At 41.1% G+C, this 25,059-nt stretch carries 23 protein-coding genes; 13 read left to right on the top strand and 10 right to left on the bottom strand.

Annotated features, from left to right (window positions below; translation table 11 throughout):
• Window position 1: 1 nt before the first annotated feature.
• The 9 genes from ONZ52_RS05300 to aceE all read right to left on the bottom strand — a co-directional run bounded on the left by ONZ52_RS05300 (window position 2) and on the right by aceE (window position 13,083).
• Window positions 2-1,105 carry a type VI secretion system baseplate subunit TssG gene (locus tag ONZ52_RS05300; RefSeq protein WP_265217666.1) on the bottom strand — a complete coding sequence of 368 codons (1,104 nt, stop codon included), beginning with the start codon at window positions 1,103-1,105 and terminating at the stop codon, window positions 2-4.
• A complete protein-coding gene (gene tssF, locus ONZ52_RS05295) occupies window positions 1,069-2,913 on the bottom strand; it encodes a type VI secretion system baseplate subunit TssF (RefSeq protein WP_265217665.1) in 1,845 nt (614 codons plus the stop codon). The genes ONZ52_RS05300 and tssF overlap by 37 nt, the downstream gene beginning before the upstream one ends.
• 91 nt (window positions 2,914-3,004) lie before the next feature.
• A complete protein-coding gene (locus ONZ52_RS05290) occupies window positions 3,005-3,394 on the bottom strand; it encodes a hypothetical protein (protein ID WP_265217664.1) in 390 nt (129 codons plus the stop codon).
• 4 nt (window positions 3,395-3,398) lie between these two features.
• The gene (locus ONZ52_RS05285; protein WP_111607601.1) at window positions 3,399-4,013 is read right to left on the bottom strand and encodes a type VI secretion system tube protein Hcp; all 615 of its coding nucleotides are present in this window, start codon (window positions 4,011-4,013) and stop codon (window positions 3,399-3,401) included.
• A 43-nt stretch (window positions 4,014-4,056) separates the two neighbouring features.
• Window positions 4,057-5,994 (bottom strand): type VI secretion system contractile sheath large subunit, encoded by a 1,938-nt coding sequence (tssC, locus tag ONZ52_RS05280; protein WP_265217663.1) that lies wholly within the window; start codon window positions 5,992-5,994, stop codon window positions 4,057-4,059.
• Between the two features lie 45 nt (window positions 5,995-6,039).
• Entirely contained in the window at window positions 6,040-6,276 is a 237-nt protein-coding gene (locus ONZ52_RS05275) for a hypothetical protein (protein WP_265217662.1), read from the bottom strand.
• Between the two features lie 236 nt (window positions 6,277-6,512).
• Window positions 6,513-7,481: a sigma 54-interacting transcriptional regulator gene (locus tag ONZ52_RS05270; RefSeq protein WP_265217661.1), complete on the bottom strand. Its 969-nt coding sequence runs from the start codon at window positions 7,479-7,481 to the stop codon at window positions 6,513-6,515.
• Between the two features lie 909 nt (window positions 7,482-8,390).
• The gene (aceF, locus tag ONZ52_RS05265; RefSeq protein ID WP_265217660.1) at window positions 8,391-10,319 is read right to left on the bottom strand and encodes a dihydrolipoyllysine-residue acetyltransferase; all 1,929 of its coding nucleotides are present in this window, start codon (window positions 10,317-10,319) and stop codon (window positions 8,391-8,393) included.
• A gap of 97 nt (window positions 10,320-10,416) precedes the next feature.
• Window positions 10,417-13,083: a pyruvate dehydrogenase (acetyl-transferring), homodimeric type gene (aceE, locus tag ONZ52_RS05260; RefSeq protein WP_265217659.1), complete on the bottom strand. Its 2,667-nt coding sequence runs from the start codon at window positions 13,081-13,083 to the stop codon at window positions 10,417-10,419.
• 981 nt (window positions 13,084-14,064) lie between these two features.
• Here aceE and nadC point away from each other — a divergent pair.
• The 13 genes from nadC (at window position 14,065) to ONZ52_RS05200 (ending at window position 24,860) form a co-directional block, all read left to right on the top strand.
• The gene (nadC, locus tag ONZ52_RS05255) at window positions 14,065-14,913 is read left to right on the top strand and encodes a carboxylating nicotinate-nucleotide diphosphorylase (RefSeq protein ID WP_265217658.1); all 849 of its coding nucleotides are present in this window, start codon (window positions 14,065-14,067) and stop codon (window positions 14,911-14,913) included.
• A gap of 2 nt (window positions 14,914-14,915) precedes the next feature.
• Window positions 14,916-16,106: an acetate/propionate family kinase gene (locus tag ONZ52_RS05250; protein WP_265217657.1), complete on the top strand. Its 1,191-nt coding sequence runs from the start codon at window positions 14,916-14,918 to the stop codon at window positions 16,104-16,106.
• Between the two features lie 46 nt (window positions 16,107-16,152).
• Window positions 16,153-18,252, top strand: coding sequence for a phosphate acetyltransferase (gene pta / locus ONZ52_RS05245; RefSeq protein WP_265217656.1), 2,100 nt, complete (start codon window positions 16,153-16,155; stop codon window positions 18,250-18,252).
• 171 nt (window positions 18,253-18,423) lie between these two features.
• A complete protein-coding gene (locus ONZ52_RS05240; RefSeq protein ID WP_265217655.1) occupies window positions 18,424-18,792 on the top strand; it encodes a hypothetical protein in 369 nt (122 codons plus the stop codon).
• A gap of 68 nt (window positions 18,793-18,860) precedes the next feature.
• Complete coding sequence (locus tag ONZ52_RS05235; protein WP_265217654.1) at window positions 18,861-19,313, top strand: pilin; 453 nt, start codon at window positions 18,861-18,863, stop codon at window positions 19,311-19,313.
• Entirely contained in the window at window positions 19,310-20,125 is an 816-nt protein-coding gene (locus ONZ52_RS05230) for a GspE/PulE family protein (RefSeq protein WP_265217653.1), read from the top strand. Before ONZ52_RS05235 ends, ONZ52_RS05230 begins: the two co-directional genes overlap by 4 nt.
• A gap of 121 nt (window positions 20,126-20,246) precedes the next feature.
• Window positions 20,247-21,311 carry a type II secretion system F family protein gene (locus ONZ52_RS05225; RefSeq protein ID WP_265217652.1) on the top strand — a complete coding sequence of 355 codons (1,065 nt, stop codon included), beginning with the start codon at window positions 20,247-20,249 and terminating at the stop codon, window positions 21,309-21,311.
• A 6-nt stretch (window positions 21,312-21,317) separates the two neighbouring features.
• On the top strand, window positions 21,318-22,097 hold the full coding sequence (locus tag ONZ52_RS25260; protein WP_409419435.1) for a prepilin peptidase: 780 nt from the start codon (window positions 21,318-21,320) through the stop codon (window positions 22,095-22,097).
• Between the two features lie 4 nt (window positions 22,098-22,101).
• Window positions 22,102-22,734: a dephospho-CoA kinase gene (gene coaE, locus ONZ52_RS05220; RefSeq protein WP_265217651.1), complete on the top strand. Its 633-nt coding sequence runs from the start codon at window positions 22,102-22,104 to the stop codon at window positions 22,732-22,734.
• A gap of 79 nt (window positions 22,735-22,813) precedes the next feature.
• Window positions 22,814-22,930 (top strand): DNA gyrase inhibitor YacG, encoded by a 117-nt coding sequence (gene yacG / locus ONZ52_RS25255; RefSeq protein WP_428981155.1) that lies wholly within the window; start codon window positions 22,814-22,816, stop codon window positions 22,928-22,930.
• Between the two features lie 26 nt (window positions 22,931-22,956).
• The gene (locus ONZ52_RS05210) at window positions 22,957-23,571 is read left to right on the top strand and encodes a response regulator (RefSeq protein WP_265217650.1); all 615 of its coding nucleotides are present in this window, start codon (window positions 22,957-22,959) and stop codon (window positions 23,569-23,571) included.
• Window positions 23,572-23,590: 19 nt separating this feature from the next.
• Window positions 23,591-24,169 carry a tetratricopeptide repeat protein gene (locus tag ONZ52_RS05205; protein ID WP_265217649.1) on the top strand — a complete coding sequence of 193 codons (579 nt, stop codon included), beginning with the start codon at window positions 23,591-23,593 and terminating at the stop codon, window positions 24,167-24,169.
• Window positions 24,159-24,860 (top strand): sensor histidine kinase, encoded by a 702-nt coding sequence (locus tag ONZ52_RS05200; protein WP_265217648.1) that lies wholly within the window; start codon window positions 24,159-24,161, stop codon window positions 24,858-24,860. Before ONZ52_RS05205 ends, ONZ52_RS05200 begins: the two co-directional genes overlap by 11 nt.
• Here ONZ52_RS05200 and ONZ52_RS05195 read toward each other — a convergent pair.
• Window positions 24,839-25,057: a GntR family transcriptional regulator gene (locus ONZ52_RS05195; RefSeq protein WP_265217647.1), complete on the bottom strand. Its 219-nt coding sequence runs from the start codon at window positions 25,055-25,057 to the stop codon at window positions 24,839-24,841. The genes ONZ52_RS05200 and ONZ52_RS05195 overlap by 22 nt on opposite strands.
• Between the last annotated feature and the right edge of the window lie 2 nt (window positions 25,058-25,059).

Below are 25,059 nucleotides of genomic sequence, written 5' to 3'. Positions count from 1 at the left end.
TTTAACACACCGTAGCGACTAAAAAACGAATACGTTGCACTCGTTGAGTCCGAGCGATTAGTGCTGATCCGTAACCTAATCGATTCGTAACACCTAATTGAGTACTCAGCAAAGTAGCATTGTTTTCTACCTGACTGTCTGGCAAACAAATAAATGTAATCAAACAATCCACTCGTCTTTCACTAATCCAAGCCAATAGATCTCGTAATTGATAATGAAAAATACCACCAGGAACTAATTCACTGATGCGCTGCCTAGTCATCGGCCCTAATTCAAGCTCAAATACGGCTTGTTGGTCCCAAACTCTCTTTCCTAAAGCCGCTTCGCTACCTAGACGATGATTTTTTTTACCGAGACGAGAATGATCAGTCGATTGCACACTAAGCCAACGACCAATCAAACTATTCATCTTCACCACAGGCAACGCCAAGACAATTTCAAACAGTTTTCTAACGGTTGACAGTGTCATGCGACAGTTCGCCAAATGACCGGATAACGCTAATAAAGTATCGTCATGCTGACCGTGTAAACTTCGCTGCGTTGAATAGTAATGACCACTTAACGCCAATAAAAACTCCCCTATAGTACTTTCACTCGCTTTACTATTAGTGAGGGTATAATTAGTTTGAGCGTGAATAACATAACGCAATGCGTGAATACGATTATTAAAAATATTTATAAAGGCGGCCATTGCCCCCTCCCCGTAATATTTATCTTCACGCATCATATCGGAAAATGGCTCAGCCAACGGTCCGTCTAGTCCAGTCAAGTTATAATAAGAACACTCAATTGTGTGTTTCTTACTTTTCAACCAGTTTGTAGAGCCTGCTTTGTTATTTTTTTCTTTTTGTCTCACTGTCTCTTTTAATAAAGCTGTCTCCATCATGTCTTCAGAAAATAACACTTTTCGTATTTCTCCTGGAGGAAGACTACGTTGCAAGGAACCCACAAACGTAATTTTTGCTGTCAGGGATTCTAGTACATCGTCTTCACCCACCTTCATACCAAGTAGCAAATGCGCTAGCTGATGAAATGACCAACCAGCATCAGGTTGGGTATAAAGCTGAGCTACAGAATAACCTTTTCGCCAATGCGTGGTTGCCATTGATGCCACACTCCTTCGCGTTGATCACTAATCAATTGCAGCTGTACGAAATGATTCAGTGTTGTATATAAACCGAAAAAATAGCTCAGTACGCTACCCAACAATAACGGGTTAGCATCGGAAAAATAATCTTCATTTATTTCCAATGAGATTTGATTGCCCCGACAATGTCCACGCCACATATCACCGCCAATTCGCCTTGTCACCATTTGTGATGACATACTGACTAACCCTTCCAATTGTCGATTATGGGATGGAGACAAGGGATCACAATACAAACGTAGAATTTGTTTTAACAACGCCAAACGCTCATTGCCCGAACCAAGGGCGTCCAAGTTAAGCGACAACTGTGATAATAATTTTATATTGTTTTTACCTACTAAACTGGCACCTTTAAACTTAGTAGGTATGCCTAAAATAGAGGCGTTCAACATAGGACCTGAGCCAACTAACTGTAAGTTCTGTCCCTCACGAAGCGCCTCAGGCAAACGTCTATTATTACAAAGTCCTTGAACAATAAGAGTCTGATCGACGGGTTGACTGGGAGAAAAATCTGGATCGTAGATGGATAAAAAAGTGTCACATCCACGCTCTCCTGGTGTTAATAATCCAGATAGCCGCGTAACATAGTATTGATTAACATTACCTTTTCCATTGGGGCCTAACCATGAACTCAGCACTTGACTTCGCCCATTAAAAGAAATGCTTTTCACTTCCGTTATACTGTGTACTTCTCCTTGTAAATAATGCCTTTCATCTGCTAAAAGGCGATACTCATGTTGATTATGCTGAAGTTGAATAGGTTTGAATGTTTTTTCATATAGGTTTATTGCAGGAAAGCAATTTAACCTAAAGCAGCGTTTGTGTAGATAAATTGCATTTGCAGATTGTTCTAGTAAAAAAAGTATTTCAAAACTGTTCTGTGCATGACGAAGTACACCACTATGATGCAATTCGGCTATATCTAAAAAATAAAATTTTTCCACAAAAGAAAAATATTCTTGTAATAATCTATAAGCTCGTTGACTACCAGCATCATCAGGTAAGACATTTTGATCATCATCAAAGCCTTGCCATTTCAATACTTTCGATAAAGGGAAAGTGTCACTGTCCAATCGAGTCACTTTATCACCGACTCGTACAGCAACGCCTATTAAATCATCATTTAATAGTTTAAAAATTTTCGCTCTTTGCTCAATATCAGCAATATAAAAACGTAAATGTTCAATGGGATAATCTTGTATTGACTCTGTACCTATATTAGAAACAGTTAATGAAATTACCGATTGAAGATCGCGTCCAGGTGAGATATTTAGCTCGTCTAATCCAGAAAATAAATTCTTTGGCAATATCTCTGTTTTAATAACATCCAATGGCCATAATTGTGTGTGATAGCAATTTTCAAACCGGCATTCCACTTTTTCTTTTTGACCACTATTTCCTATACGTGACGCCGTGCCAATGAATTGTCGACCTTTATAAAAATAATAACCATTGATAAAATTAGCACCATCGGCCTCTACGTTCGCTTGTAATACCACCATGCACGGTAAAGAGCGCACCAAATTGGGGTAAAGGCTATGTAGTAATTGATTTGGTATCTGGTCTCGCTGTTGCTCTAAATCAGCCCGCAATCGACCCGTCATAAATGCAAAAGACTGAAGCAATTGTTCTACATGCGGATCGTCAGAACGACCAGCACTCAATTTCAATTCTGCGGCAACATCTGGGTAAGTATGGCTGAAGGACTCTACCGATTGGCGTAGATAACGCATTTCTTGTTGAAAAAAGGGGTAATTTTGAGACATAAACTTTTTATCCTGTATCTAAAATACGTCCAGCACTCATCAGAAATGCACCGCTAAAAAACACGGAGTCCCCTTCGTTATTGTTTACTTTTCACCCGAAAATAAAACCTTGTTCAAAATGCTCATTTTCTAGCTCTATTTTTAACTGGCAACGGGATCGCTGGTTGCTAATACCTATGTTCAATACCCAAATTTTTTTGATGCGCGGTTCAAATACTTTCAATACTTGAACAATGTCCTTTTGAAACTGAGTAATTTGTCCCTGATTATCCAAAGACTGATCCACTACCGCAGTCAATCCGTTACGATATATACCTTCCATGGTAGATATCGAACGATGGCTATAGCCATCAACACCCGCATCTAAAAATCCGCCAAAATTTAAAATATATTCTACGTTTTTTATAACAGACTCTTGGGTGCTGATTGCTTGTCCAGCATGAGTAATTTTTTCAAAAAAAGCTTTTGCCATTTTTGACATTACCCTAGCTTGATAGCGCTGCAATAGGACGGTTTTTAGCCACACTCCAAGCCGCTGCCGAGAAACCGCCTTGATTACCAACATTGGCGCCTTGCACCTGATGATGCCAACCTATTTCCGTAAAGTTCAGCTTAAACTGCTCGGTAGGCATGTCATTGGGATGAGATTGAAAGTCAATTTCGCTAATCAATGCGAGACGCAATTCAAAGCGCATAATAATATTAAACTGATCTCCAGAGTTTCGTAGTACCCAGATAATCGTCGGTGTACCACCAACCACATCAAGCGTTTTTGCTCTCAGGCAAAAGTCATACATCTTAGGAGAGGTCTGATCCACATATTTCACACAAGTAAAATCTGTAATCATAGGACGCCCCGATGTTCGAGCATTATTACTCACATCCGTTGTAATCTGTTGTTTAATGCCTTGATTGATAGACACCAGCTCAACGCAATTAGTCCAATCAAATTGTGCACCACCTGCATTCGCTTTTAATTCGCTCCATGCCGGTCCATCGCCCTCGCCAGCAGCACCATCTATGAGCGAGCCAACCCCCGTTGCATCGGTATTGGTTCCATTAAAATTGGGAACGCCAAATTGCAATAGTATTAAATCCATGATCCCTATCTCTCTTCATTGGTTGATGTATTCATTTCTAGCATTAAGGTAACTCCGCCACTAATCGAATAGACGTCGTTAACTCCTCCAATTGAAAATGCGGGCGCAAAAATACAATTGAACGATAGCTTCCAGGTTTACCAGGCACATCTGTCACTTCAATCCGAGACTCCCTTAGCGGATAACTCGCTTTCATTTCTTGCGGAGCACTATCGTCAACTAATACATAATTACTAATCCAGTTATTAAGATAATCAGAGACGCCTTCTTTAGTGGTAAAACTACCCACTTTGTCGCGCATAATGACCTTAATGTAATGGGCAAAACGAGAGGCATTCAACACATAAGGCAACATAGTAGAAATTCGCGCATTCGCATTCGCCGCCTCGGTATTGTATTTTTGAGGTTGCCCAGTTGTCTGCCCTCCAAAAAATGCGGCTTTATCACTGCCTTTACAGTGCAAAATCGCCATAAAGCCTAAATCGTTCAGCTCTTTTTCACGGCGATCAGTAATCGACACTTGAGTAGGACAAGTTAGCTTGATATCACCTGCTGGTGTTTTGAATGTATGTGCCGGCAACCCCTCGACTAATCCACCGCCCTCTACACCACGAATAGCCGCTAACCAACCAAATTTTGAGTAAGCATTGGTAATTCGCTGAGCGAGTACAAAAGCTGGGTTACCCCACAAGTATTTATGTGCATCCGAACCATCCACGTCCTCAATAAAATCAAAGCCTTCCGCAACCACTGTATCAGGGCCATAGGGTAACCGTAATAATACTTTAGGCAGGGTTAAGGACACATAACGTGCGTCTTCACTACTACGGAAGCTACGCCATTTTATTAACTCAGCACTCTCAAAAATCTTACTTAAGTCTCTTGGTTGAGAAAGCGTAAAAAAATCTTCCATATCAAAGAGTTTTGCATAAGCAGAAGAAATAAAAGGAGCATGAGCGGATGAGGCAACACCAGAAATTTTTTCCAATAACTCTATATCTTCTGGATGACGACCAAATTCGTAATCGCCCACGAGGAAAGAGAAAGGATCACCACCATAAGTACCAAATTCTTCTTCGTAGATTTTTTTAAATAAAGCACTTTGATCAAATTCCACCGCTTTCTGCAAATCCTTAAGCAAATCACGCTTAGAAATATTCAAGAGACGAATCTTTAAAGAGGTGCCAGTCTCGGTATTCTTAACTAGGAAATGCAGACCACGCCAAGTCGCCTCCAATGCTTGAAACTCAGGAGAATGCATCACCAAATTAATCTGATTGGTCAATTGATTGTCAATTTGAGCGATTTTATCTCCCATCAAATCACTGGCGAATCGGCCGTTCAATTCAGCAACACCCTCCAATATCGAGACCGAAAATTCACCAATAAGCTCTAAAGCATAAGGAATTTGGCTTTCATCTAACGCCATGCGGCCTTGCTTCAACATTCGATTGACTAAGTCTGTTGGCACCACCGTAGACCATTTTTCAGCTGCACCAAAGAGGTCCTTAAGTTCTTTTTGCAGCGTCTCATCAGCCAATACTTCCGCAAGAATGCCGTCTAAAGGATCATTGCCATCCAGTTTCGCCATCATATCTCGTATTCGATTTCTTGATTCATAGCGCTTATTAGTAACATCTATTTGCTTCACCAAATTGATAGGCTCAAAGGCATCTATGCTATTGAATAGCAACTCAAGATTAAGCGGCCCAGCACTTGTGTCAAAGACGTTATCAACTTTATAAACCAAGCGAACAGCATTACCGGTCATCACATCATTAAAGTTGTCGCGGTCTATTTCGACAAATACTCGCTCTTTCACCGGAGGTAACGAAACCGCTGGCATGCCAGATAAATCAGCTAACACGCCAACAATCAAAGGCAATTCCCTTCGAACAATTGCATCACCTATTTCGACATCATATGTGATGTGTACTCTTGGTGATCTCACCCTGGATAATTTTTTCTGATTACTTTCCAAAATTTAATCTCCAACTTTCAAGTGAATAAATTGAATTACTGTCAGTTATTTATCGTTTAACCTGAAATAGGTTTGGTTATTTCGAGTCACCGAACTTACCTCACCCTGTAATTCTAAAATTTTTAAAGCATTATCTACCGCAGCCATAGAATCCATTATTTTTTGTTGCTTTACCCACCAATCGGTAATACCTAAAACAGTATCCTCACTATTTGGATGTTCCTTCAAATAATTCTTAATCAATCGAGCTACATCTGTTTGATAGTAGTAACTTATGCTCATCAGATTCGTCTCATTACATTTGTGATTTATCTTTAAAGCATAATAAGTGCCAACTCAAAATGAATTTCAAACCTTTGATTTTAAAGAAAAATTTATAATCAAATGTGGTGAAAAATAATTTAAACACCCATCAGGGTTATAAATACCCCATATTAAGTGGGTATAAAAAAACACCACCTTTCTTTAGAAACAAAAAGGCCGTGTTAAAAAACACGGCCTCTTAAAAAAACATAGTATCAGTAGAGGTGTATCTCATTACTTTTTATATGATATTTTTTGACTAGCTTTCCAAAGGCTCTTCTTTCTTTCCCACATAAACTCGCCGCCTTTGTGACATTGCCATTAGTCAGAACAAGTAATCTAGATACAAATTTCGCTTCAAATCTCTCAATTGCTAAACGTTTTGCACTTGAGAAAATTAAATCTGAATCCTGAATATCACTATTAAGATCAGATTCATTTATAATATTATTTTCGTAGGAGCCATTATACTTAGGTTTATCATGTATATATCGAGGTAAAGCAGAAGGGGGAAAATCAAAATTAGCCTCTGGCGTTTCAGAAGTATCTAATAGTTCTCCATTAGCAAGCAAATAATAACGATGCACACTGTTTTCCAATTCTCTAATGTTACCAGGCCAATAATGAGAGTAAAACCAACTCATTAGTCTATCACTGGCCCCTTTCTTATTTAATCCATATTGTGAATTAAGTTTTTCAATAAAATGTTCCACTAGTAAAGCAATATCTTCTTTGCGATCTCTCAACGCAGGCACCTTTATAGACAAGATAAATAGCCTAAAATACAGGTCTTGTCGAAAGTCATGATGTTCAATTTTAAGTTCAAGATCACAGTTAGCGGCCGCGATAAACCTAACATTGGTCTTTAATACCTCATTTGAACCAATCGGCCTAAACTCTGACTCTTGCAACACTCTCAGCAATGCCGCTTGTGACTTTAAAGATAGACTATCTATTTCATCCAGAAAAATCGTACCGCCATTTACTGACGAAAGAAGCCCTTCTTTGTCATTTTTCGCATCGGTAAATGCTCCTTTCTTATAGCCAAATAACTCACTGGCAAACAGCTCATCAGAAAATGTAGAACAATTGATGGCAATAAAGGGTTTATTTGCCAAACCACCTCCATAATGCAACCCTCTAGCAACAAGTTCCTTACCAGTACCGGTTTCACCAGTAATCAAAACGGTTGCCGGTACTGAGCCATTGTTTTAATAGAGTTCCTCATCTGTACTATAACTTGAGATTTCCCTATGATATTACTATCAATAATATTCATATATCCCTCTTATTCCTTTATAAATACAACACGTTAAGTATTTTTTAGTATCACTCCTCGGAAAAGACACAAATGGAGTAAAATAAAATCTTGGCAATTCATTAAAAAAGAACAGTGATTTTATGTAGCAAAAAAAAGGCCAATCGCTTTCACCCCTAATAGCGCCATTCTACAATACTTAATCTAGCTCAAATTGGTCAAAACGATACTGTTTCGGGTGTTTTTTTACCCGACTGGGTCAATATAACGAAAAACTATCTAATAAAACGTTAACTCTAGATACAGTATCGCTGATTTCCTCTAACAATGATTATAAAATTAGTGTTTCTAACCTAGTACTTTTTGTTTTTTTAAAAATTGCCTTGCAATACTTGACATTGCACTTGATTAAGCAAGTGTCTGGCACTCAAATAAAATCGGACAACAAACTCATTGGGCATATCTCACTCATTGATCATCTCGAATAGACCACGTCACTCGGTAAGAGAAAATACAACGAAAAGCAAAGGCTGAATATTGATAAAATATATCTAGGATCCAGTCAATCTAACGCTATCTGACTCACAGATTACATCTTGATGAGCCATAAAAAGACGATTTCATAGTTTTTTCAAATTAAGAGAAGGCTTTACGAGAGGTAATTCAGAGTAAACAAGTACATAGGAGTAATGCTGGTGATATTGGCAAAAAAGAACCTCATTACCAAACAAATGGTAATGAGGTTTTTTATACTTACTTGAAGATAATGACTACGAGTAAAGCGGAATTAACTTTACCCGTAACTCATTCTCTTACTACAGATTAAGCCGCCTCATTAAAGAGACAAACGACGTACATCGCTTAGCAGTGAATTCAAGAAGGTCATGAACCGACCCGCATCACCACCATTAACGGCTCTGTGATCATAAGACAAGCACAATGGTAACATGGTACGAGGTTCAAACTCTTTACCATTCCAGCGTGGTTCAATATCCGCTTTAGAAACGCCAAGAATACCCACTTCAGGACAATTAACGATAGGCGTAAAGCCAGTACCACCGATTGCACCCAAACTAGAAATAGTAAAACAACCACCTTGCATGTCTGCAGGTTTAAGTTGCTTATCAAGCGCTTTCTTAATCAGTTCACTTGCCTCTTTAGCGATCTGCACAACCGATTTTTTATCTGCATCACGCAAGACAGGCACAACCAAACCAGCTGGTGAATCTACCGCAATACCAATGTGTACATAATGCTTCTGAACATATGTTTCGCCGTCAGCCATTAGCGACACATTGAAGCTAGGGTTCGCCACCATAGCCTGAGCTACCGCTTTAATAAGGAATGGAAGTGGTGTCAATTTAACACCTTGTTTTTCCATTTCCCCTTTCAAGCCCTTACGGAACTCTTCAAGATCAGAAATATCCGCTTTGTCGAACTGAGTCACTTGAGGCACAACGAGCGCGTTACGAACCATGTTCTGAGCCGTTAGACGCTGGATCTTGCTCATCTTAACAATTTCGACATCGCCGAACTTGCTAAAGTCTTGATCAGGCACAGTAGGAAGACCAGAACCTGTTGCAACCGCAGCAGGAGCCGATACAGCCTTCTGAACAGCCGCTTTCACATAAGCATGCAAATCTTCTTTTATAATGCGGCCACGAGGACCTGTAGGGCGAACAAGAGATAGATCAACACCAAGCTCACGAGCAAGCATACGGACAGCAGGACCCGCATGAACCTTTTTCGAAGGCTCAGATAATACAGCCGATTGATCCGCTGCAGGCGCCGCTTTTGCAGAGCTTACTTTAGATTCTTCAGCCGCTGCTGGCGTCGCTTTTTCAACGGCTTTTTCAGCAACTGGCGCAGCTGAAGCCGGTGCAGAACCACCTTCTACTTCAAGTTCAAGAACGAGATCACCTTCAGAGACCTTGTCACCGACCTTAATGGAAACGGACTTGACTGTTCCAGATTTCGGAGCTGGGATTTCCATAGACGCTTTGTCAGTTTCAAGAACGATAATGGAGTCGCCCTCTTTAACCTTATCGCCAGCCGCTACCGCAACTTCGATAACTTCAACGCCTTCAGCACCACCAATATCAGGCACTTTAACAGACTCAACGCCACCTGAAGCAGGCGCGGCTGAGGCTGGAGCTGACGCTTTTGGTGCTTCCGATTTTTCTTCAGACGCAACAGGAGCAGAGGATTCTGTTGTTATCACAAGGATGTCAGCACCCTCAGAAACAGTATCACCTACTTTGATCGCAATTTTGCCTATCTTACCCGTAAACGGAGAAGGGATATCCATAGAAGCCTTATCTGTTTCTAATACGATTAAAGAGTCACCCTCTTCGACAATATCGCCTTCAGATACGCAAACTTCAATCACTTCTACATCCGTTGCACCACCAATATCAGGCACGGACACTTTCTCTTCAGTAGAAGAAGATCCCGTTGTCGCCTTATCAGCAGATTTTACCGGCGCAGATGCTTCTGCTTTTGACTCAGGCGTAGTCGTTTCTGTACCTTCAACTTCTATAACAAGAAGTTCATCACCTTCAGAAACCTTATCGCCTTCTTTCACAGAAATGCTTTTTACTTTACCAGCCATAGAAGATGGAACATCCATGGAAGCCTTATCTGTTTCTAAAACAATAATAGATTGGTCGACTTCGATCATGTCACCAACCTTAATACTGATCTCGATAATCTCGACATCAGTCGCACCACCAATATCCGGTACTCGAATGATTTCAGTACTCACAGAAATCTCCTTTGTCTTATAGACGCATCAAACTTAAAAACTTATCTGGCTTAGGTAGAAAAAATACACTAAGCCAGATACCTAGCTTGTCAGGTAATTAGCAAGTGACAGGGTTTGGCTTCTCAGGATCTAAACCAAACTTAGCAATTGCTCCACTAACTACAGATGCATCAATCACACCGTCTTTCGCCAGTGCATTCAAGGCAGAAACCACTACCCAATAACGGTTCACTTCAAAGAAGTGACGCAATTGAGCACGAGTATCACTGCGGCCAAAACCATCTGTACCAAGCACATTGTATGTACCTTTTACGAATGGTCGAATTTGATCTGCGAACAATTTAATATGATCGGTAGAAGCAATAACAGGACCGTTGCCATTCAAGCATGATTCAACATGAGATACACGAGGTTCAGACTCTGGGTGAAGCATGTTCCAACGGCTTACATCTAGACCTTCACGGCGTAGTTCGTTGAAAGATGTCACGCTCCATACGTCGGAGTTAACACCGTAATCATTAAATAGGATCTCTGCAGCCGCTTCCACTTCACGAAGAATAACACCAGAACCAAGTAATTGAACTTGCTTCTTATTGGTTTTCTTAGCGTGAGATTTAAGCTTATACATACCCTTAATGATGCCGTCTTCAACACCTTCAGGCATATCTTCGTGCGTATAGTTCTCATTCATTACGGTTAAGTAATAGAAAACACTCTCTTTTTCTTTATACATACGACGCAAGCCATCTTGCATGATAACAGCGACTTCGTATGAATAAGTAGGGTCATAAGACACACAATTAGGAATTGTGCCCGCAAGAATATGTGAATGACCATCTTCGTGCTGCAAACCTTCACCGTTAAGCGTTGTACGACCGGCAGTTGCACCAATCAAGAAACCACGAGCCTGAGAGTCACCTGCCGCCCAAGCCAAGTCACCAATACGCTGGAAACCAAACATTGAGTAGTAAATGTACACAGGAATCATTGGAAGATTGCTGTTACTGTAAGAAGTCGCTAACGCCAACCAAGCAGAAAATGCGCCTGGTTCGTTAATACCTTCTTGTAGAATTTGACCGTCTGCAGATTCTTTGTAATACATGATCTGAGTATGGTCATGCGGCGTGTAGCGCTGACCTTCAGATGTGTAAATACCCAGCTGACGGAACATACCTTCCATACCAAAAGTACGCGCTTCATCCGCAACAATCGGTACAACGCGCTCACCGATATTTTTATCTTTAACCATGACGTTCAATGCACGCACAAACGCCATAGTAGTTGATATTTCACGACCGTTTGTTCCCGCGATCTGAGACTTAAAGGCTTCCAAAGAAGGGACTTCAAGTGCTTCACAATCACGACGACGCACTGGGAAATCACCATGCAATTCTTTGCGACGAGAGCGCAAGTATTGCATTTCTGGACTGTCTTCCGCTGGACGGTAGTAAGGTAAATCTTTTAGCTCTTCATCACTAATAGGAATGCCAAACTTATCACGGAACTGAGCCAATGACTCTTCATCCAATTTCTTCGTTTGGTGCGCTGTGTTTTGCGCTTCAGCCGCTTTAAACATGCCGTAACCTTTAACAGTTTGGGCAAGAATTACAGTCGGTTGACCTTTGTGAGATGTGGCTTCGGCGTAGGCAGCATAAACTTTATAAGGGTCGTGACCACCGCGGTTAAGATTCATGATTTCTTCATCTGTCATGTCTTTAACCATTTCAAGCAATTCTGGGTACTTACCGAAGAAATGCTCGCGGGTGTAAGCGCCGCCATTTGCTTTGTAGTTCTGAAGCTCACCATCGCATACTTCATTCATACGCTTGATCAGCAAACCTTTGTCATCTTTTTCGAATAATGGATCCCAGTGACGGCCCCATAAACATTTAATGACGTTCCAACCAGCGCCACGGAATACGCCTTCAAGCTCTTGAACAATTTTGCTATTACCACGAACAGGACCGTCGAGGCGCTGTAAGTTACAGTTAATAACAAAAATTAGATTATCCAATTTCTCGCGGCCAGCCAAAGCAATAGCACCTAAAGATTCTGGCTCATCGCACTCACCATCACCCAAGAATGCCCATACTTTCCGATCGCCTTGGTCGATTAAACCGCGGCTATGCTGATACTTCATAACGTGTGCTTGGTAAATAGCCTGAAGTGGCCCTAATCCCATAGACACTGTTGGGAATTGCCAATAATCTGGCATCAACCAAGGGTGAGGATAGGAAGAAATACCTTTGCCATCCACTTCACGACGGAAGTTATCAAGCTGCTCATCTGTCAAGCGCCCTTCAATATATGAACGTGCGTAGATACCAGGTGAAATATGGCCTTGGAAGAAAACCATATCCGCTTCTTGTTTCTCGCTTGTACCACGGAAAAAGTGGTTAAAGCCGATATCATAAAGCGTTGCTGCTGAAGAAAAGCTCGTAATGTGGCCACCAAGTGTTGAGTCAACACGGTTTGCCTTCATTACCATAGCCAATGCGTTCCAACGAATAATAGAACGAATACGACGTTCCATGAACACGTCACCAGGCAATGGCTTCTGATTTTCAGGAGCGATTGTGTTTCGGTAAGGCGTCGTAATAGACGACGGCATTGACGTACCCGCTTTTGAAGCTTCATTCGTCAAACGATTTAAAATGTATTGCGCGCGATCAGGACCTTCTTCGCGAAGGACAGACTCAAGCGCATCGACCCACTCTTTGGTTTCAATTGGATCGATGTCTTCGAGAATATGCTGCTCAGTCATCGTGTTAATAACTCCCGCTATTAGAACAGATACTTAACCTACCAAGGACATTATGTGTATGTAAGCCTTGGAGGCTACTTAAACGAACCATCAGAGCTTATATGTAAGCTCCAGCCGACCTAGGATAAAACGACACCCTATTAATTTGCGTTTAAAGCGTCGTTTTTATCCGTTCCAATGGCAATTATTATTGTTTTAAGATTATGTCCATTGCATCGACCACCAGTGTATCTAGTCGGTTCGCTTCCATTTTGGGTTTGGTTCATCAAACCCAACATTAAGTTTTCACATGCAAGATAGCCTTACTAGATGCACATAAAAATTCAAAACTGTTTGTCTACTTAGTACATGTAGTACATGCGTATAACACAGCCTCAACCTAGTATTTATTGGCCGTGTTTTACAAAAATCTTACTTTGTACCAAGCTTTTATCTGGGCACAAAGAGTCCAATTCGGGCGTAAGATTAACACCTATTCAAGAGATCGCCTAGCCACCCCCACAAAGATTGAAGTCTCTAAGAGGCTTTTGAATCTTTTTTGCAGACCAAATCTTATCTAAAAACTGACAAAAAGACCACGTTATCGCGCTAAAGTACACATCACCACACCAAAATTCACAAAAAATATGAAGCCTATAAACACTATGAATTTTAAATCCATTTATGTATAAGGTGGCTATTCGCTTTATTCAGCACAGGGGAATTTCCTCACAAAATATCACATAATGACACCCTAGCGCGTCGTCAAGCTGTATTTTTTGAAATATATTCATCGCAATATAGCAAACAAGACACACTATCTAAAAAACAAAGACACATAACAATCATCAAAAAAACAAACATCACAAAAACAATTTATTCGCTCGTTTTTGAGATAAAACAATAGATCTACGACAAGGAATATAAAAAAACAACACTGACGCATTAAGTATATCAAGCTACAATAGTGGCTTTATTTAAGTGGCTTATTTAGGACAACACATGACCCTTCCGACTTCACTATTAATAGAACACATGCAAGAGCAAGTGACTTTTGCGTTAAAAGAAGATATGGGCTTAGGTGACATAACAGCGCAACTTATACCAGATGATCAAGAAATAGTCGCAACAGTCATCAGCCGAGAAGATGCCGTATTATGCGGTCAAGCTTGGGTAAATGAAGTGTTTTCTCAGTTAGGTGGTAAGGTGATTCTTGATTGGCATAACAAAGAAGGCGATCTGGTGAAGCCCAACCAACCTTTTCTATCGTTAAAAGGCCATGCAAGAAGTATTTTAACGGGCGAACGAACAGCATTGAACTTCTTACAAACACTGTCCTATACAGCGAGTGTTACTCGTCAATATTGTCAAATTGTTAAGGACACGCCACTCACAATACTCGATACTCGCAAGACATTACCCGGCATGCGACAAGCACAAAAATACGCTGTCACCATTGGAGGGGGACAAAATCACCGTATGGGGCTTTACGATGCGTTTTTGATAAAAGAAAATCACATTATGGCCGCAGGCTCCATTGCTAATGCCGTCAAAATGGCGCAAAAAATAGCACCAGGCAAGACTATTGAAGTCGAAACCGAAAACCTTGAAGAAGTTGCCATGGCAGTAAGTGCTGGTGCGAATATTATTATGCTGGATAATTTTTCCTACGAAGACATGACCACTGCAGTGAACAAATACAAAGGACAGGTAAAATTTGAAGCCTCAGGAAACATGGATAAGGAACGGCTTTTAAAGGTTGCTGCCACTGGTGTGGATTTTGTGTCCATAGGTGCTCTTACAAAACATGTTCAAGCAATAGATCTGTCTATGCGTGTATCTCAGGAATAATGATGAAAGATAGTATTTTAGTGATTAATTGCGGCAGCTCCTCCTTAAAGTTTGCCGTTCTTGCCAATGCAGGTCAAGACTCATTAATTGAGGGTATAGCCGATAGATTAGGTACAGAAGAAAGTAATATTACCTTTAAATTTGAGAGCAAAAAAAAGACGATTCTTTTAGAAGACGGTAGCCATAAAAACGCTGTGGCTCAAATTAAAGAATGGCTTAACAGTCATCCAGACATCGCTGATTCACTAGTAGGTATAGGTCACCGTGTTGTTCATGGTGGTGAAACATTTAGCCAATCCGTTTTAATTAATGAAACCGTACTAGATGGCATAAAAGAATGCGCGCAGTTTGCTCCGCTTCATAATCCAGCACATATAAAGGGCATAGAGATTGCGTTTGAACTTTTCCCAGGTTTACCTCAAGTTGCGGTGTTTGATACAGCCTTTCATCAAACCATTGCCCCTGAACAATATTTATATCCCATACCGATGCATTTTTATCGACAACATCATTTTCGCAAATATGGCTTTCATGGCACCAGCTACCGATACATTAGCCAACGTTTAGAACAAGTAGCAAAAGGCAGCGATCAACAAGGCGTGCTTGTGGCACACCTAGGCAATGGTGCAAGCACATGTGCAATTGATAAAGGCCTATCAGTCGATACCAGCATGGGGATCACCCCACTTGAAGGTTTAATGATGGGGACTCGTTCCGGCAGTATAGACCCAAGCCTACTGTCTTTTATTAGCCAAGCAGAGGGCATTTCAGCGGATGCGGCTCTTGATATATTGAATAAAAAAAGCGGTCTACTCGGAGTGTCAGAAATCTCCAACGATTGCCGAACGCTTGAAGACGCAATGGTATCAGGAGACCAAAGAGCGAAACTGGCACTGGACATGTTTGCAATCCGAACAGCCAAACATCTAGCTAGCATGTCAACCACTTTGGAAAGTATTGATCACTTGGTGTTTACGGGGGGCATCGGAGAGAATTCATCCTATTTACGTCAAGCTATTTGTGATCATTTAAAAGCACTCAATATCACTATAGACTCGACGCTAAACGAAACAGCGCCACGCGGTGATACGACCAATATTAGCTCAGCAAGCAGTGGAACTAACGTGTGGATAATTCCGACGAATGAGGAACTAATGATTGCATTGGATACGATAAGTTTGATCTCTCACTGATCAAGACTTTGCCCTCAAAAATGGACTAATTTAGGATTCATCAAAAATGTCAATAAATGTATTAATGACCGTTCCTACTGGCCCAGGCGTTGGCTTAACGTCAGTTTCAGTCGGCCTTGTTCGCGCGTTAGAACAGCAAGGTTTAAAAGCTAGTTTTTTCAAACCTATCGCTCAACCTCAGCCTGGCGATAAAGGACCAGATAAGTCAACCGCCATGGTAGCTCAGGGTTCAACCCTCACCCCTGCTGAACCTATCCCACTGCATGAGGCAGAACGCTACCTTTATAATGACAATATTGATGAACTCATGGAAGAAATCGTAGGGCGCTTTCAAGCCAGTGTAGAGCCTGACTCAACGGTTATTGTAGAGGGTCTCGCGCAAATTGCAGGCCACCCCTATGCAACAAGACTAAACAAAGCCATCGCTCGCACCCTTGATGCGGGACTCGTTTTGGTCACAGCACCAAACAACATGAGAGTGAATGAACTAGAGCATCATGTGGAAATTGCAGCTGGATCTTACGGCGGCATTAAAGCCAATGATGTCATTGGCTGTATTTTAAATAAAACCACTCCAGGTTCGTTAGGCGTCAAGTCATACGGGGATTTGTTTGCACAACGAGGTATTTTTAAACGTAACTTCAGTTTACTGGGTCAAATTCCAAAAGCGGACGAGCCTCACCTATCCTCGTGTCAAAGACGTAGCCGACTTTTTGGGGAACTTCGCATTGTGAATGCCGGTGAAATTGAATCTCGACGCGTGCAGTCTTATACACTCTGCGCTCGTGGCGTGGAAAATATGCTTGAAGCGTTGCGCCCTGGTGTTTTGGTGTTCACGCCAGGCGATCGCACTGATGTCATCATGGCCACCGCGATTGCTGCATTGAATGACATTAAAATCGCCGCTCTGGTTTTAACCGGTGGTTATCAGCCAAGTGAATCTCTTATGGCACTTTGCGGAAAAGCGATGGCCAAAGGCTTACCTGTCCTATCGGTTGAATCCAACAGTTGGGAAACCGTCATTAATATGCAATCATTCAACCAAGAAATCCCACTGGATGACAAAGAGCGCGTACTCATGGTTAAAGAGCACATTGCTCGATGCATAGATCATGACTGGATCAACTCGTTTGCGATGAACCAAGAAGAAAGAAAACTCTCTCCTCCTGCCTTCCGCTTTCGTTTGATCGAGCTTGCCCGCTCTCTAAATAAGCGTATTATCCTACCGGAAGGGGAAGAAGTTCGTACAATACAAGCAGCCTCTATTTGTGCGGAACGAGGCATTGCACGTTGTACTTTACTAGGGAATGAAACTGAAATTCTGCGTATTGCACAAAACAACGGCATTGAATTAAGCCATGGAGTTGAAATATTAGACCCTAGTAGCATTCGTGAACGCTACGTCGCTCCAATGGTGGAATTAAGAAAGAATCGTGGACTTACTGACATCGTTGCCCGTGAACAACTTGAAGATAATGTTGTACTTGGTACGATGATGTTACAAGTTGGCGATGTGGATGGCCTAGTGTCTGGTGCAGTACACACAACGGCCAATACTATTCGCCCCGCGCTTCAGATCATCAAAACATCACCTAATGCCAGCTTAGTCTCTTCGGTATTTTTTATGTGTTTACCAGATCAAGTATTGGTGTATGGAGACTGCGCCATCAACCCAGATCCAACCGCGGAGCAACTCGCTGAAATCGCCATTCAAAGCGCCGACTCTGCTGCAGCCTTTGGTATAACACCGAAAGTAGCCATGATAAGTTACAGCACTGGTGGATCCGGAACAGGAAATGATGTCGATAAAGTCAGAGAAGCGACTGCTATTGCGCAAAGACTTCGACCTGATTTATTAATTGATGGCCCGCTGCAATACGACGCTGCTATTATGGAAAAAGTCGCAAAACAAAAAGCGCCTAACAGCAAAGTGGCAGGCAAAGCGACCGTTTTTATTTTTCCAGACTTAAACACGGGCAATACAACATATAAAGCCGTTCAACGAAGCGCGGATGTTGTCAGTATCGGCCCAATGCTACAAGGCATACGTAAACCCGTTAATGATTTGTCACGCGGCGCGCTAGTGGATGACATTGTCTACACCATTGCGATTACAGCCATTCAGGCAGGCCAAAATAAAAAATAACTAACCTATACTAGAGAAATATACGTCTTTTTGGTGTCTACTTTTTAACTTAGTTTTAAATTCGGCTCTTGCGCAACGGCCACATTATTTAAACAAGAAAGATGGTTAAAAAGTAGACAGATCATTAAATGACTATTAGTATTTATTGATATCACAAACTTGGTGGACATTATGTCTGGCAGCCTTCCTCACGTTATTGCAGTATCAAACCATACAATCACGAGTACAGCCACTCCTGGCTACACTACTTTTGATTTGCGTTCAGATGAAGACACCAATATGGCGGCTCTAAACGCTCGCAATGCAAAGGCATCCAGCGATCTTATCGTTACCATATCGGAACAAGGTCAAGCCTTATCACAGAGAAATCGTAAAAAAATCGAAGACGATGAAATCAATCGACGCGACAAACTAGAACCAGAGGAAGAGTTTATCGAAGACGATATTCACCCATTGATCAATACAGCCCACAAAGATAATAAAACCCTAAGCTATCAAGAAAAAACTCATGTGGGAGACTTTCTTGATCAAATCGTTTAGCATATAAAAGTTATGATATGAATTTTTCGGCAGGATGCCAATAACCAGAAATCTTCAAGGAGTGAAGAATGCGATCCTCTCGCCTCTCAATGCGTGGCTTTACGTTACTAGAACTAATGGTTGTCATTGCAATCATTTCTATCTTAGCCAGCTTATCAGCCCCCGCTTTCACGCGTCAGATCACAAAAGCAAAATTGATCGAAGTCCAAAATCTGGCGACTCAACACCAGTCATTGGTTGAAGAGTTTATTCTTTTGCATGGCTCTTTTCCTAGCGAAGCGGATTTTAACTTAATAAAAAACCCTCTCGACACAGATTCAATTGTAAAATTGATTACTGTTAATGATCAAAATAAGGGAACCGGAAATATTCAACTCACATTGAATGACAGTACCGGCATAACAGAAAACCAGTATTTAAAATACGCACGTGATACCAATAGAAACTGGCACTGTACTTCAGACTTGGCTGAAAACGTTCTTCCGTTACAATGCAAGAGTTTGGCGGGAGAAAAACAATGACATTAGAAGAAATCATTGTTACAGCCGTCAGCCAGCATGCTAGCGACATTCACATTGAGCATTCAAAGCATGCGACAATTATCTATCAACGCTGCTACGGCGTGTTGCAAAAAGTAGCCGAGCTCCCACAGGATAGTAGCTTAATCAATCGTATTAAGATGCGCTCAAATTTAGATTTATCTGAAACGAGGCGAACACAAGAAGGACAATTTTTATTCGAAGAAAAACATCGTAGCACCTTTATTAGAGTCAGCATCATCGCTACCGTTAAAGGCGAGAAAGTGGCCATGCGATTACTACCAGAAAAGAGCCGTTTGGCACTCAATGACATTGGCATACAAACCGCCCTTCTTAACACACTTAGTTCAACTCTTGGTTATTCTAGCGGCTTGGTTTTGGTCTGTGGTGCGACGGGGGCAGGAAAAAGTACATCACTCTATTCCTGTCTCGACGCTCTAAACACAGGCAATAAAACTATTTTCACCATTGAAGATCCGGTTGAATATGAAATTCCTGGTTTATTTCAATGCGAACCAAACACCGCTATCGGCCTAGATTCTGCTGCTCTTTTGAAATCCTTTTTAAGACAAGACCCTGATGTGATTATGGTTGGTGAGGTTCGCGACGCCGTCACCGCCAACCTTGCTGTCAATGCCGCACTTACTGGACATCTTGTGTTGGCCACACTACATACTAATTCAGCCCTTGATGCTATTCATCGTTGCCACGGTTGGCAGGTAGACTTTTTCTCTTTGGTAAGCTCTCTAAAGCTGATTATTCACCAATCCATGCTCTATAAATCTAGCTCCTAACAACCCATATTTAATGGTTTGCAACCATTATGGGGAGAAGTATTGCCAAAAGATTACGACACCCTGATATCAACGCCTTCTCTTTGGAAAGCATTTCCTTCTCAAAGCAAGGAGACTTGATATGCCTTGGTATAAAATTCAACACTCAAATGGAAAGATTGATTACTGCTATGGTTCATCAGAGGACGCGGTTACCTTTGATTTACTAAAACTTGGCACTTGGCAAATATCAATAGCGGAGTGGAAGCCCAAAAAATTAGATTATCAATCATTAAAGACCTTTTATGATGAACTCCAGAATGCTTTACACTCAGGCTTACAGCTTAATCAAGCTATCTCCCATTTTGCACTCTCTTCTCCTCACCCAATTATCTCCATCAACTGCCAAGCATTATTGACCGAATTAGAAAAAGGCCGCCTTTTTAACGATACCCTCAGTAAACTGACCAGTCACTCTGCTGCCCCTTATTGTCAATTACTCAATGCCCAAGGCAGTCGAGAAGACTGTGAGAAAAGTCTAACGATTTCTATACTCCAGCTTAAATCACTACTCGATTGGTCTCATAGACTACTAAAAGCCCTTACCTATCCTTTTTGCATCATTCAAATAGCCCTGATGATACTCATCGCAAACCTTGTCATGCAGCACACCGCTGTCGAGCACTATTATTTTATGTTGATAAGCAATATTTCTCTCTACCTTACCTGTAGTGCGGTTCAGTTAGTGATTATTAACAGTCTTTATAAGGGCTATGCCTGCTCCTGGCTTGAAAAATACAGTCAAAATTTTCGACTCACTAAGCTTTTCTCATTACTTAATACAACAAGACAAACGGGGATCACTTTGCAAGAAGCATTAAAGCACATGCCAACCTATTTCCAACATGAAGTAACAAAAGAGCAAATATACCAAGTTTATTACACCCTACAATTAGGCAAAAGCTACACAAACAGCTTCCCAAACACGTGGTTCCCGAATGAAGCAGAAATTGCCCTAAATTCTGCCGAAAAAGATGGCAATATTGAAAGAGCACTTACTCTTGCCACTAAAGAGCATGAAAGGCGCTGGCAAAAAAATATCGCTTTACTGGAAAAACTCATACCAGCTATTTGTTTATTCATAGCAGGGGGATTTGTTGCCTCAGCACTCATCTCCCTATACACCCCTTTACTTGAAATACATTAAATCAATATGACAATAACTGAATGGTTTTTATACATTTTATTTACTTCCAGTCTAGGTAGTTACGCAGCCGCTTTCGCAACGAGATGGCCTGTTAAAAATGAGTATTTATGGCGAAAAGAAGCTCACCTTCTATTGTCGTTACCCTTCTCAAAAAATGAACCAGAAACAATCCGCCAACGCCGTTCCCAGTGCATGAGTTGTCGTCATTTACTGGCATGGCAAGACCTTATCCCGATAATAAGCTATGTATTTTTGCAAGGAAGGTGTCGCTATTGTAAAAAAAACATTGGTTACCAGTACCCTATCATTGAATGCCTTCATATAATGTGCTGCCTTCCTTTGCCTTGGCTTACCGATGGTACCTTTCAGCTCGTATTACACACTATTGTGATGAGCACTTTGCTGACAGCAGCCTCCATTGACATGAAACACAAACTGCTACCTGATGAATGCAACCTGCTCGTAGTAGGCTGCGCCCTACTTTTGCACTTAAGCTTAGACACACTCGAAAATAGCGTACTAGGCCTACTGGTAGGCTTTAGCCTTATCTGTGGATTAAGGCAATGTTGTCTCGTCATAAGAGGCTATGAGGGAATAGGTTTAGGTGATGCAAAGCTGGTGGCCGCACTTGCCGCGTGGCTTGGATTGTCTAATTTATCAGCGCTTTTACTTTGTGCAAGTTTAAGTGGAATCCTATACACTATATTGATAAATGAAAATGGATCTAAACAAATAGCATTCGGTCCTTTTTTAATATTTTCAGCTATTTTGGTATTTTATTTATAACACTATGACAAATATCCCTCCTACAATCATCGGTCTTGCTGGCGGGATTGGTTCTGGCAAAAGTACGATTACAAAGTATTTCAACGAAATAGGCATTCAAAGTGTTGATGCTGATGACGTTGCCAGATTGGTGGTTCAGCCTAACTCTGAGTGCTTGAAGAGCATCCACCAGCGTTATGGGAACGATATTTTACAAAAAGACGGTACCCTGAACCGAAAAGCATTACGAGAGATCATCTTTGACCAGCCCAAGGAAAGAGTGTGGCTAGAAGCGTTAACACATCCCGCAATCCGAAAAGAGATAAGCGCTCAACTTCAGGCCGCAACGTCGAAATATGTTTTGCTCGTCCATCCTCTGCTATTCGAAACAAACCAAAATGCGTTATGTAAATGGGTGATTGCGATTGATGTTCCAACAGAGATACAGATCCAACGCACCATGAATCGAGATCAAATAACCCAAGAGAGTGTTAAAAAAATCCTCGTCACTCAACTAACTAATATTGAACGAATTAAGAGAGCCGATTTCGTCTTGGAAAACACTGGCAATATTGCTGATATGAATGCTAAAGTCTTAAAATTGCACCAAAAAATTTTAGAGTCACTATTATGCCAAACAGTAACACAGCAACGTTAGTTGCCTGCCCAACGTGCCAAACCAAAACAGCTTGGTCTAAAGAAAATATTGATCGCCCTTTTGCAGCCCTAGATGTAAATTGATTGATTTAGGAGCGTGGGCGAGTGAATCTTATGCCATTCCACAGCAAACCTCAGAAGAGGATGAAATTTTCTCAGAAGATCTGGTCATCGATCCAAATAAATCCTTTTTATAATTGCTAAACACGGAATGTAATTATTTATGGCTCAACAAGATTTCTCTAAGAAAAAAGCATTACTGATAGAGGATATGGCAGAAGCCCGTATCATGCAGCGAAAAATGCTGTCCGACTTCGGTTTTACTTCCATTGAGATTGCAATGAAAGCAGAAACGGCAGTCGAACTTCTGCGAAGCCACTCGTTCGATGTCATTTTATCTGATTACAATCTAGGCAATGGTAAAGATGGGCAACAACTATTAGAAGAAATCAGACATTCAAAACTCATACCGCATACCGCTACATACTTGATGGTAACGGCCGAAACATCCATTGAGATGGTAATGGGAGCGATTGAATACCAACCAGATGGCTATATTACCAAGCCATTTTCTCAGGCCGTTTTACAAAGACGCCTCAGTAAATTATTAGAAACCAAAGAAAGATTACTTGAAGTCAACCTAGCATTAGATGCAAACAATTTTAATGAGGCTATTCTTGCTGCAAAAAGAGTAGTCAAAAAACACCCATCATTGCTCGGAAAATGTGAAAGAATTATTGGTGAAAGTTTTCTAGAAATAAAAGAGTACAAAAAAGCCCTTTCACTTTTTAATAAAACACTCAAAAACCGCAAAATGCCTTGGGGCTCTATTTGGTAAAGCAAAAACCTATTTTTTCATGGGTGAGCTAGAAAAAGCGGAGCAAAGCTTTCGGCAGCTTATGCTCGATAATCGCTTTTTCGTCAGCGCCTATGATTGGCTTGCTAAAATTCAAGTCAAAAATAATAACCTTGAAGAGGCGCAGGCCACCCTCATCGAGGCGGTCGGAAAATCCCCAAAAAATATTTTAAGACAAATGGAACTGGGGAAAATAAGCCTCTTATTAAATGACTATATAGCCGCCGAAATGGCTTATCGAAGAGCCGTATTCTTAGCAAAATACTCATGCTACAACACGGCCGAAGTTTACATAAAACATTTAGAATCTCTCGCTAGAATTTCGGACAGTGGGCCTCTACTACCTCGACAAAAAGATAATTTTGAAAGTACGCTCAAAAAGATACATGAGTCTTTTTTTGATGATCCAGATAATAAAGCCAAAACCTATAGTTACGAAATTGATGTTTATCTCGCGGATAACGACAAATCAACCGCAAAACAAATTTTCGAAGCTTGGCTTAGTGAAGTAAAATCTGGCAGTGCCACACCACCTAGCAAACAGCAAAGTACTTTTTTTACAAAATCTTTTGGAAGCTAAAGATGAAAAAATCGACATCAGCACCATCTTAGCCAGTGCAATACACGAGAGCAAAAACCAAGTAGGGACCTTGCTTTATCAATTACAAAGCCTTAAAGATGCGATTAGCAATAATGATGCTAATCAAAAGAAAATCATCTTAATTGAAGAGTCCCTAAAAAAACTCAATGATGAATGGGTAGAATATTTATATCTTTATAGATTGGCCTCAGATGGTTACGATTTACACGTAGATACTTTTTTACTCGATGAATTTCTTGATGACCAAGTTTTTGCCCTACAACCTTCCGCTAAAGCAAAAAACTTAGAATTGGACTATGCGTGCGATCCCAGCTTAACAGGTACATTTGATGAACGCCTTATGACTGCGGTCGTAAGCACAGCAGTCTATAATGCATTACGCTTCGCCAAGACAAAAATTCGCATTAGCGCAACCCAAAAGACAGATTACCTAGTCATTTCTGTTGAAGACGACGGACAAGGTTTTAACCTTAGCGATGATCAGCCGGAAGCTTTTCTTGAAGGCAATACTGGGCTAGGATTGTATTTCGCAGAATTATCTGCCACGGCTCATGTTATCGACGAGGTAAAAGGCTTCATTAAAAAAGAGTCTTCTCTTTCGCTTGGTGGGGCAAATTTGAGCGTTTATTTGCCACAACCCTCTGCAGATCAAACTCTTTCCTTTAAATAGCTTGCCAATAAATTTCCAGCATCCTCTATATGCTGCCTCAATAATACGAGTGCAGCATTTTTATTTTTAGACTCAATAAATTGCAATAACATATCATGTTGATCTTCGCTCGTTTGCCGATAAGCCAATGGACCATACTGAAATCCTAAATAACGAACCGCCTGCCGGTTTAGACGTTCTACCGTACTGTGCAACACAG

This window comes from Marinomonas rhodophyticola, from assembly GCF_026113935.1.
In the GTDB taxonomy this organism is placed as follows: Bacteria; Pseudomonadota; Gammaproteobacteria; order Pseudomonadales; family Marinomonadaceae; genus Marinomonas; species Marinomonas rhodophyticola.
Note: the sequence above shows the minus strand (reverse complement) of the source record. Positions and strands in the feature narration are given on the sequence as shown.

What these genes read in the sequence shown, in the direction of transcription:
- tssF (WP_265217665.1), bottom strand. Translation starts at nt 2,913, where the DNA reads ATGTCTCAAAATTACCCCTTTTTTCAACAAGAAATGCGTTATCTACGC.
- aceE (WP_265217659.1), bottom strand. Translation starts at nt 13,083, where the DNA reads ATGACTGAGCAGCATATTCTCGAAGACATCGATCCAATTGAAACCAAA.
- ONZ52_RS05240 (WP_265217655.1), top strand. Translation starts at nt 18,424, where the DNA reads ATGTCTGGCAGCCTTCCTCACGTTATTGCAGTATCAAACCATACAATC.
- ONZ52_RS25260 (WP_409419435.1), top strand. Translation starts at nt 21,318, where the DNA reads ATGACAATAACTGAATGGTTTTTATACATTTTATTTACTTCCAGTCTA.
- ONZ52_RS05210 (WP_265217650.1), top strand. Translation starts at nt 22,957, where the DNA reads ATGGCTCAACAAGATTTCTCTAAGAAAAAAGCATTACTGATAGAGGAT.
- ONZ52_RS05235 (WP_265217654.1), top strand. Translation starts at nt 18,861, where the DNA reads ATGCGATCCTCTCGCCTCTCAATGCGTGGCTTTACGTTACTAGAACTA.
- ONZ52_RS05230 (WP_265217653.1), top strand. Translation starts at nt 19,310, where the DNA reads ATGACATTAGAAGAAATCATTGTTACAGCCGTCAGCCAGCATGCTAGC.
- ONZ52_RS05290 (WP_265217664.1), bottom strand. Translation starts at nt 3,394, where the DNA reads ATGTCAAAAATGGCAAAAGCTTTTTTTGAAAAAATTACTCATGCTGGA.
- ONZ52_RS05205 (WP_265217649.1), top strand. Translation starts at nt 23,591, where the DNA reads ATGGGTGAGCTAGAAAAAGCGGAGCAAAGCTTTCGGCAGCTTATGCTC.
- ONZ52_RS05300 (WP_265217666.1), bottom strand. Translation starts at nt 1,105, where the DNA reads ATGGCAACCACGCATTGGCGAAAAGGTTATTCTGTAGCTCAGCTTTAT.
- coaE (WP_265217651.1), top strand. Translation starts at nt 22,102, where the DNA reads ATGACAAATATCCCTCCTACAATCATCGGTCTTGCTGGCGGGATTGGT.
- pta (WP_265217656.1), top strand. Translation starts at nt 16,153, where the DNA reads ATGTCAATAAATGTATTAATGACCGTTCCTACTGGCCCAGGCGTTGGC.
- nadC (WP_265217658.1), top strand. Translation starts at nt 14,065, where the DNA reads ATGACCCTTCCGACTTCACTATTAATAGAACACATGCAAGAGCAAGTG.
- ONZ52_RS05225 (WP_265217652.1), top strand. Translation starts at nt 20,247, where the DNA reads ATGCCTTGGTATAAAATTCAACACTCAAATGGAAAGATTGATTACTGC.
- ONZ52_RS05275 (WP_265217662.1), bottom strand. Translation starts at nt 6,276, where the DNA reads ATGAGCATAAGTTACTACTATCAAACAGATGTAGCTCGATTGATTAAG.
- ONZ52_RS05285 (WP_111607601.1), bottom strand. Translation starts at nt 4,013, where the DNA reads ATGGATTTAATACTATTGCAATTTGGCGTTCCCAATTTTAATGGAACC.
- ONZ52_RS05250 (WP_265217657.1), top strand. Translation starts at nt 14,916, where the DNA reads ATGAAAGATAGTATTTTAGTGATTAATTGCGGCAGCTCCTCCTTAAAG.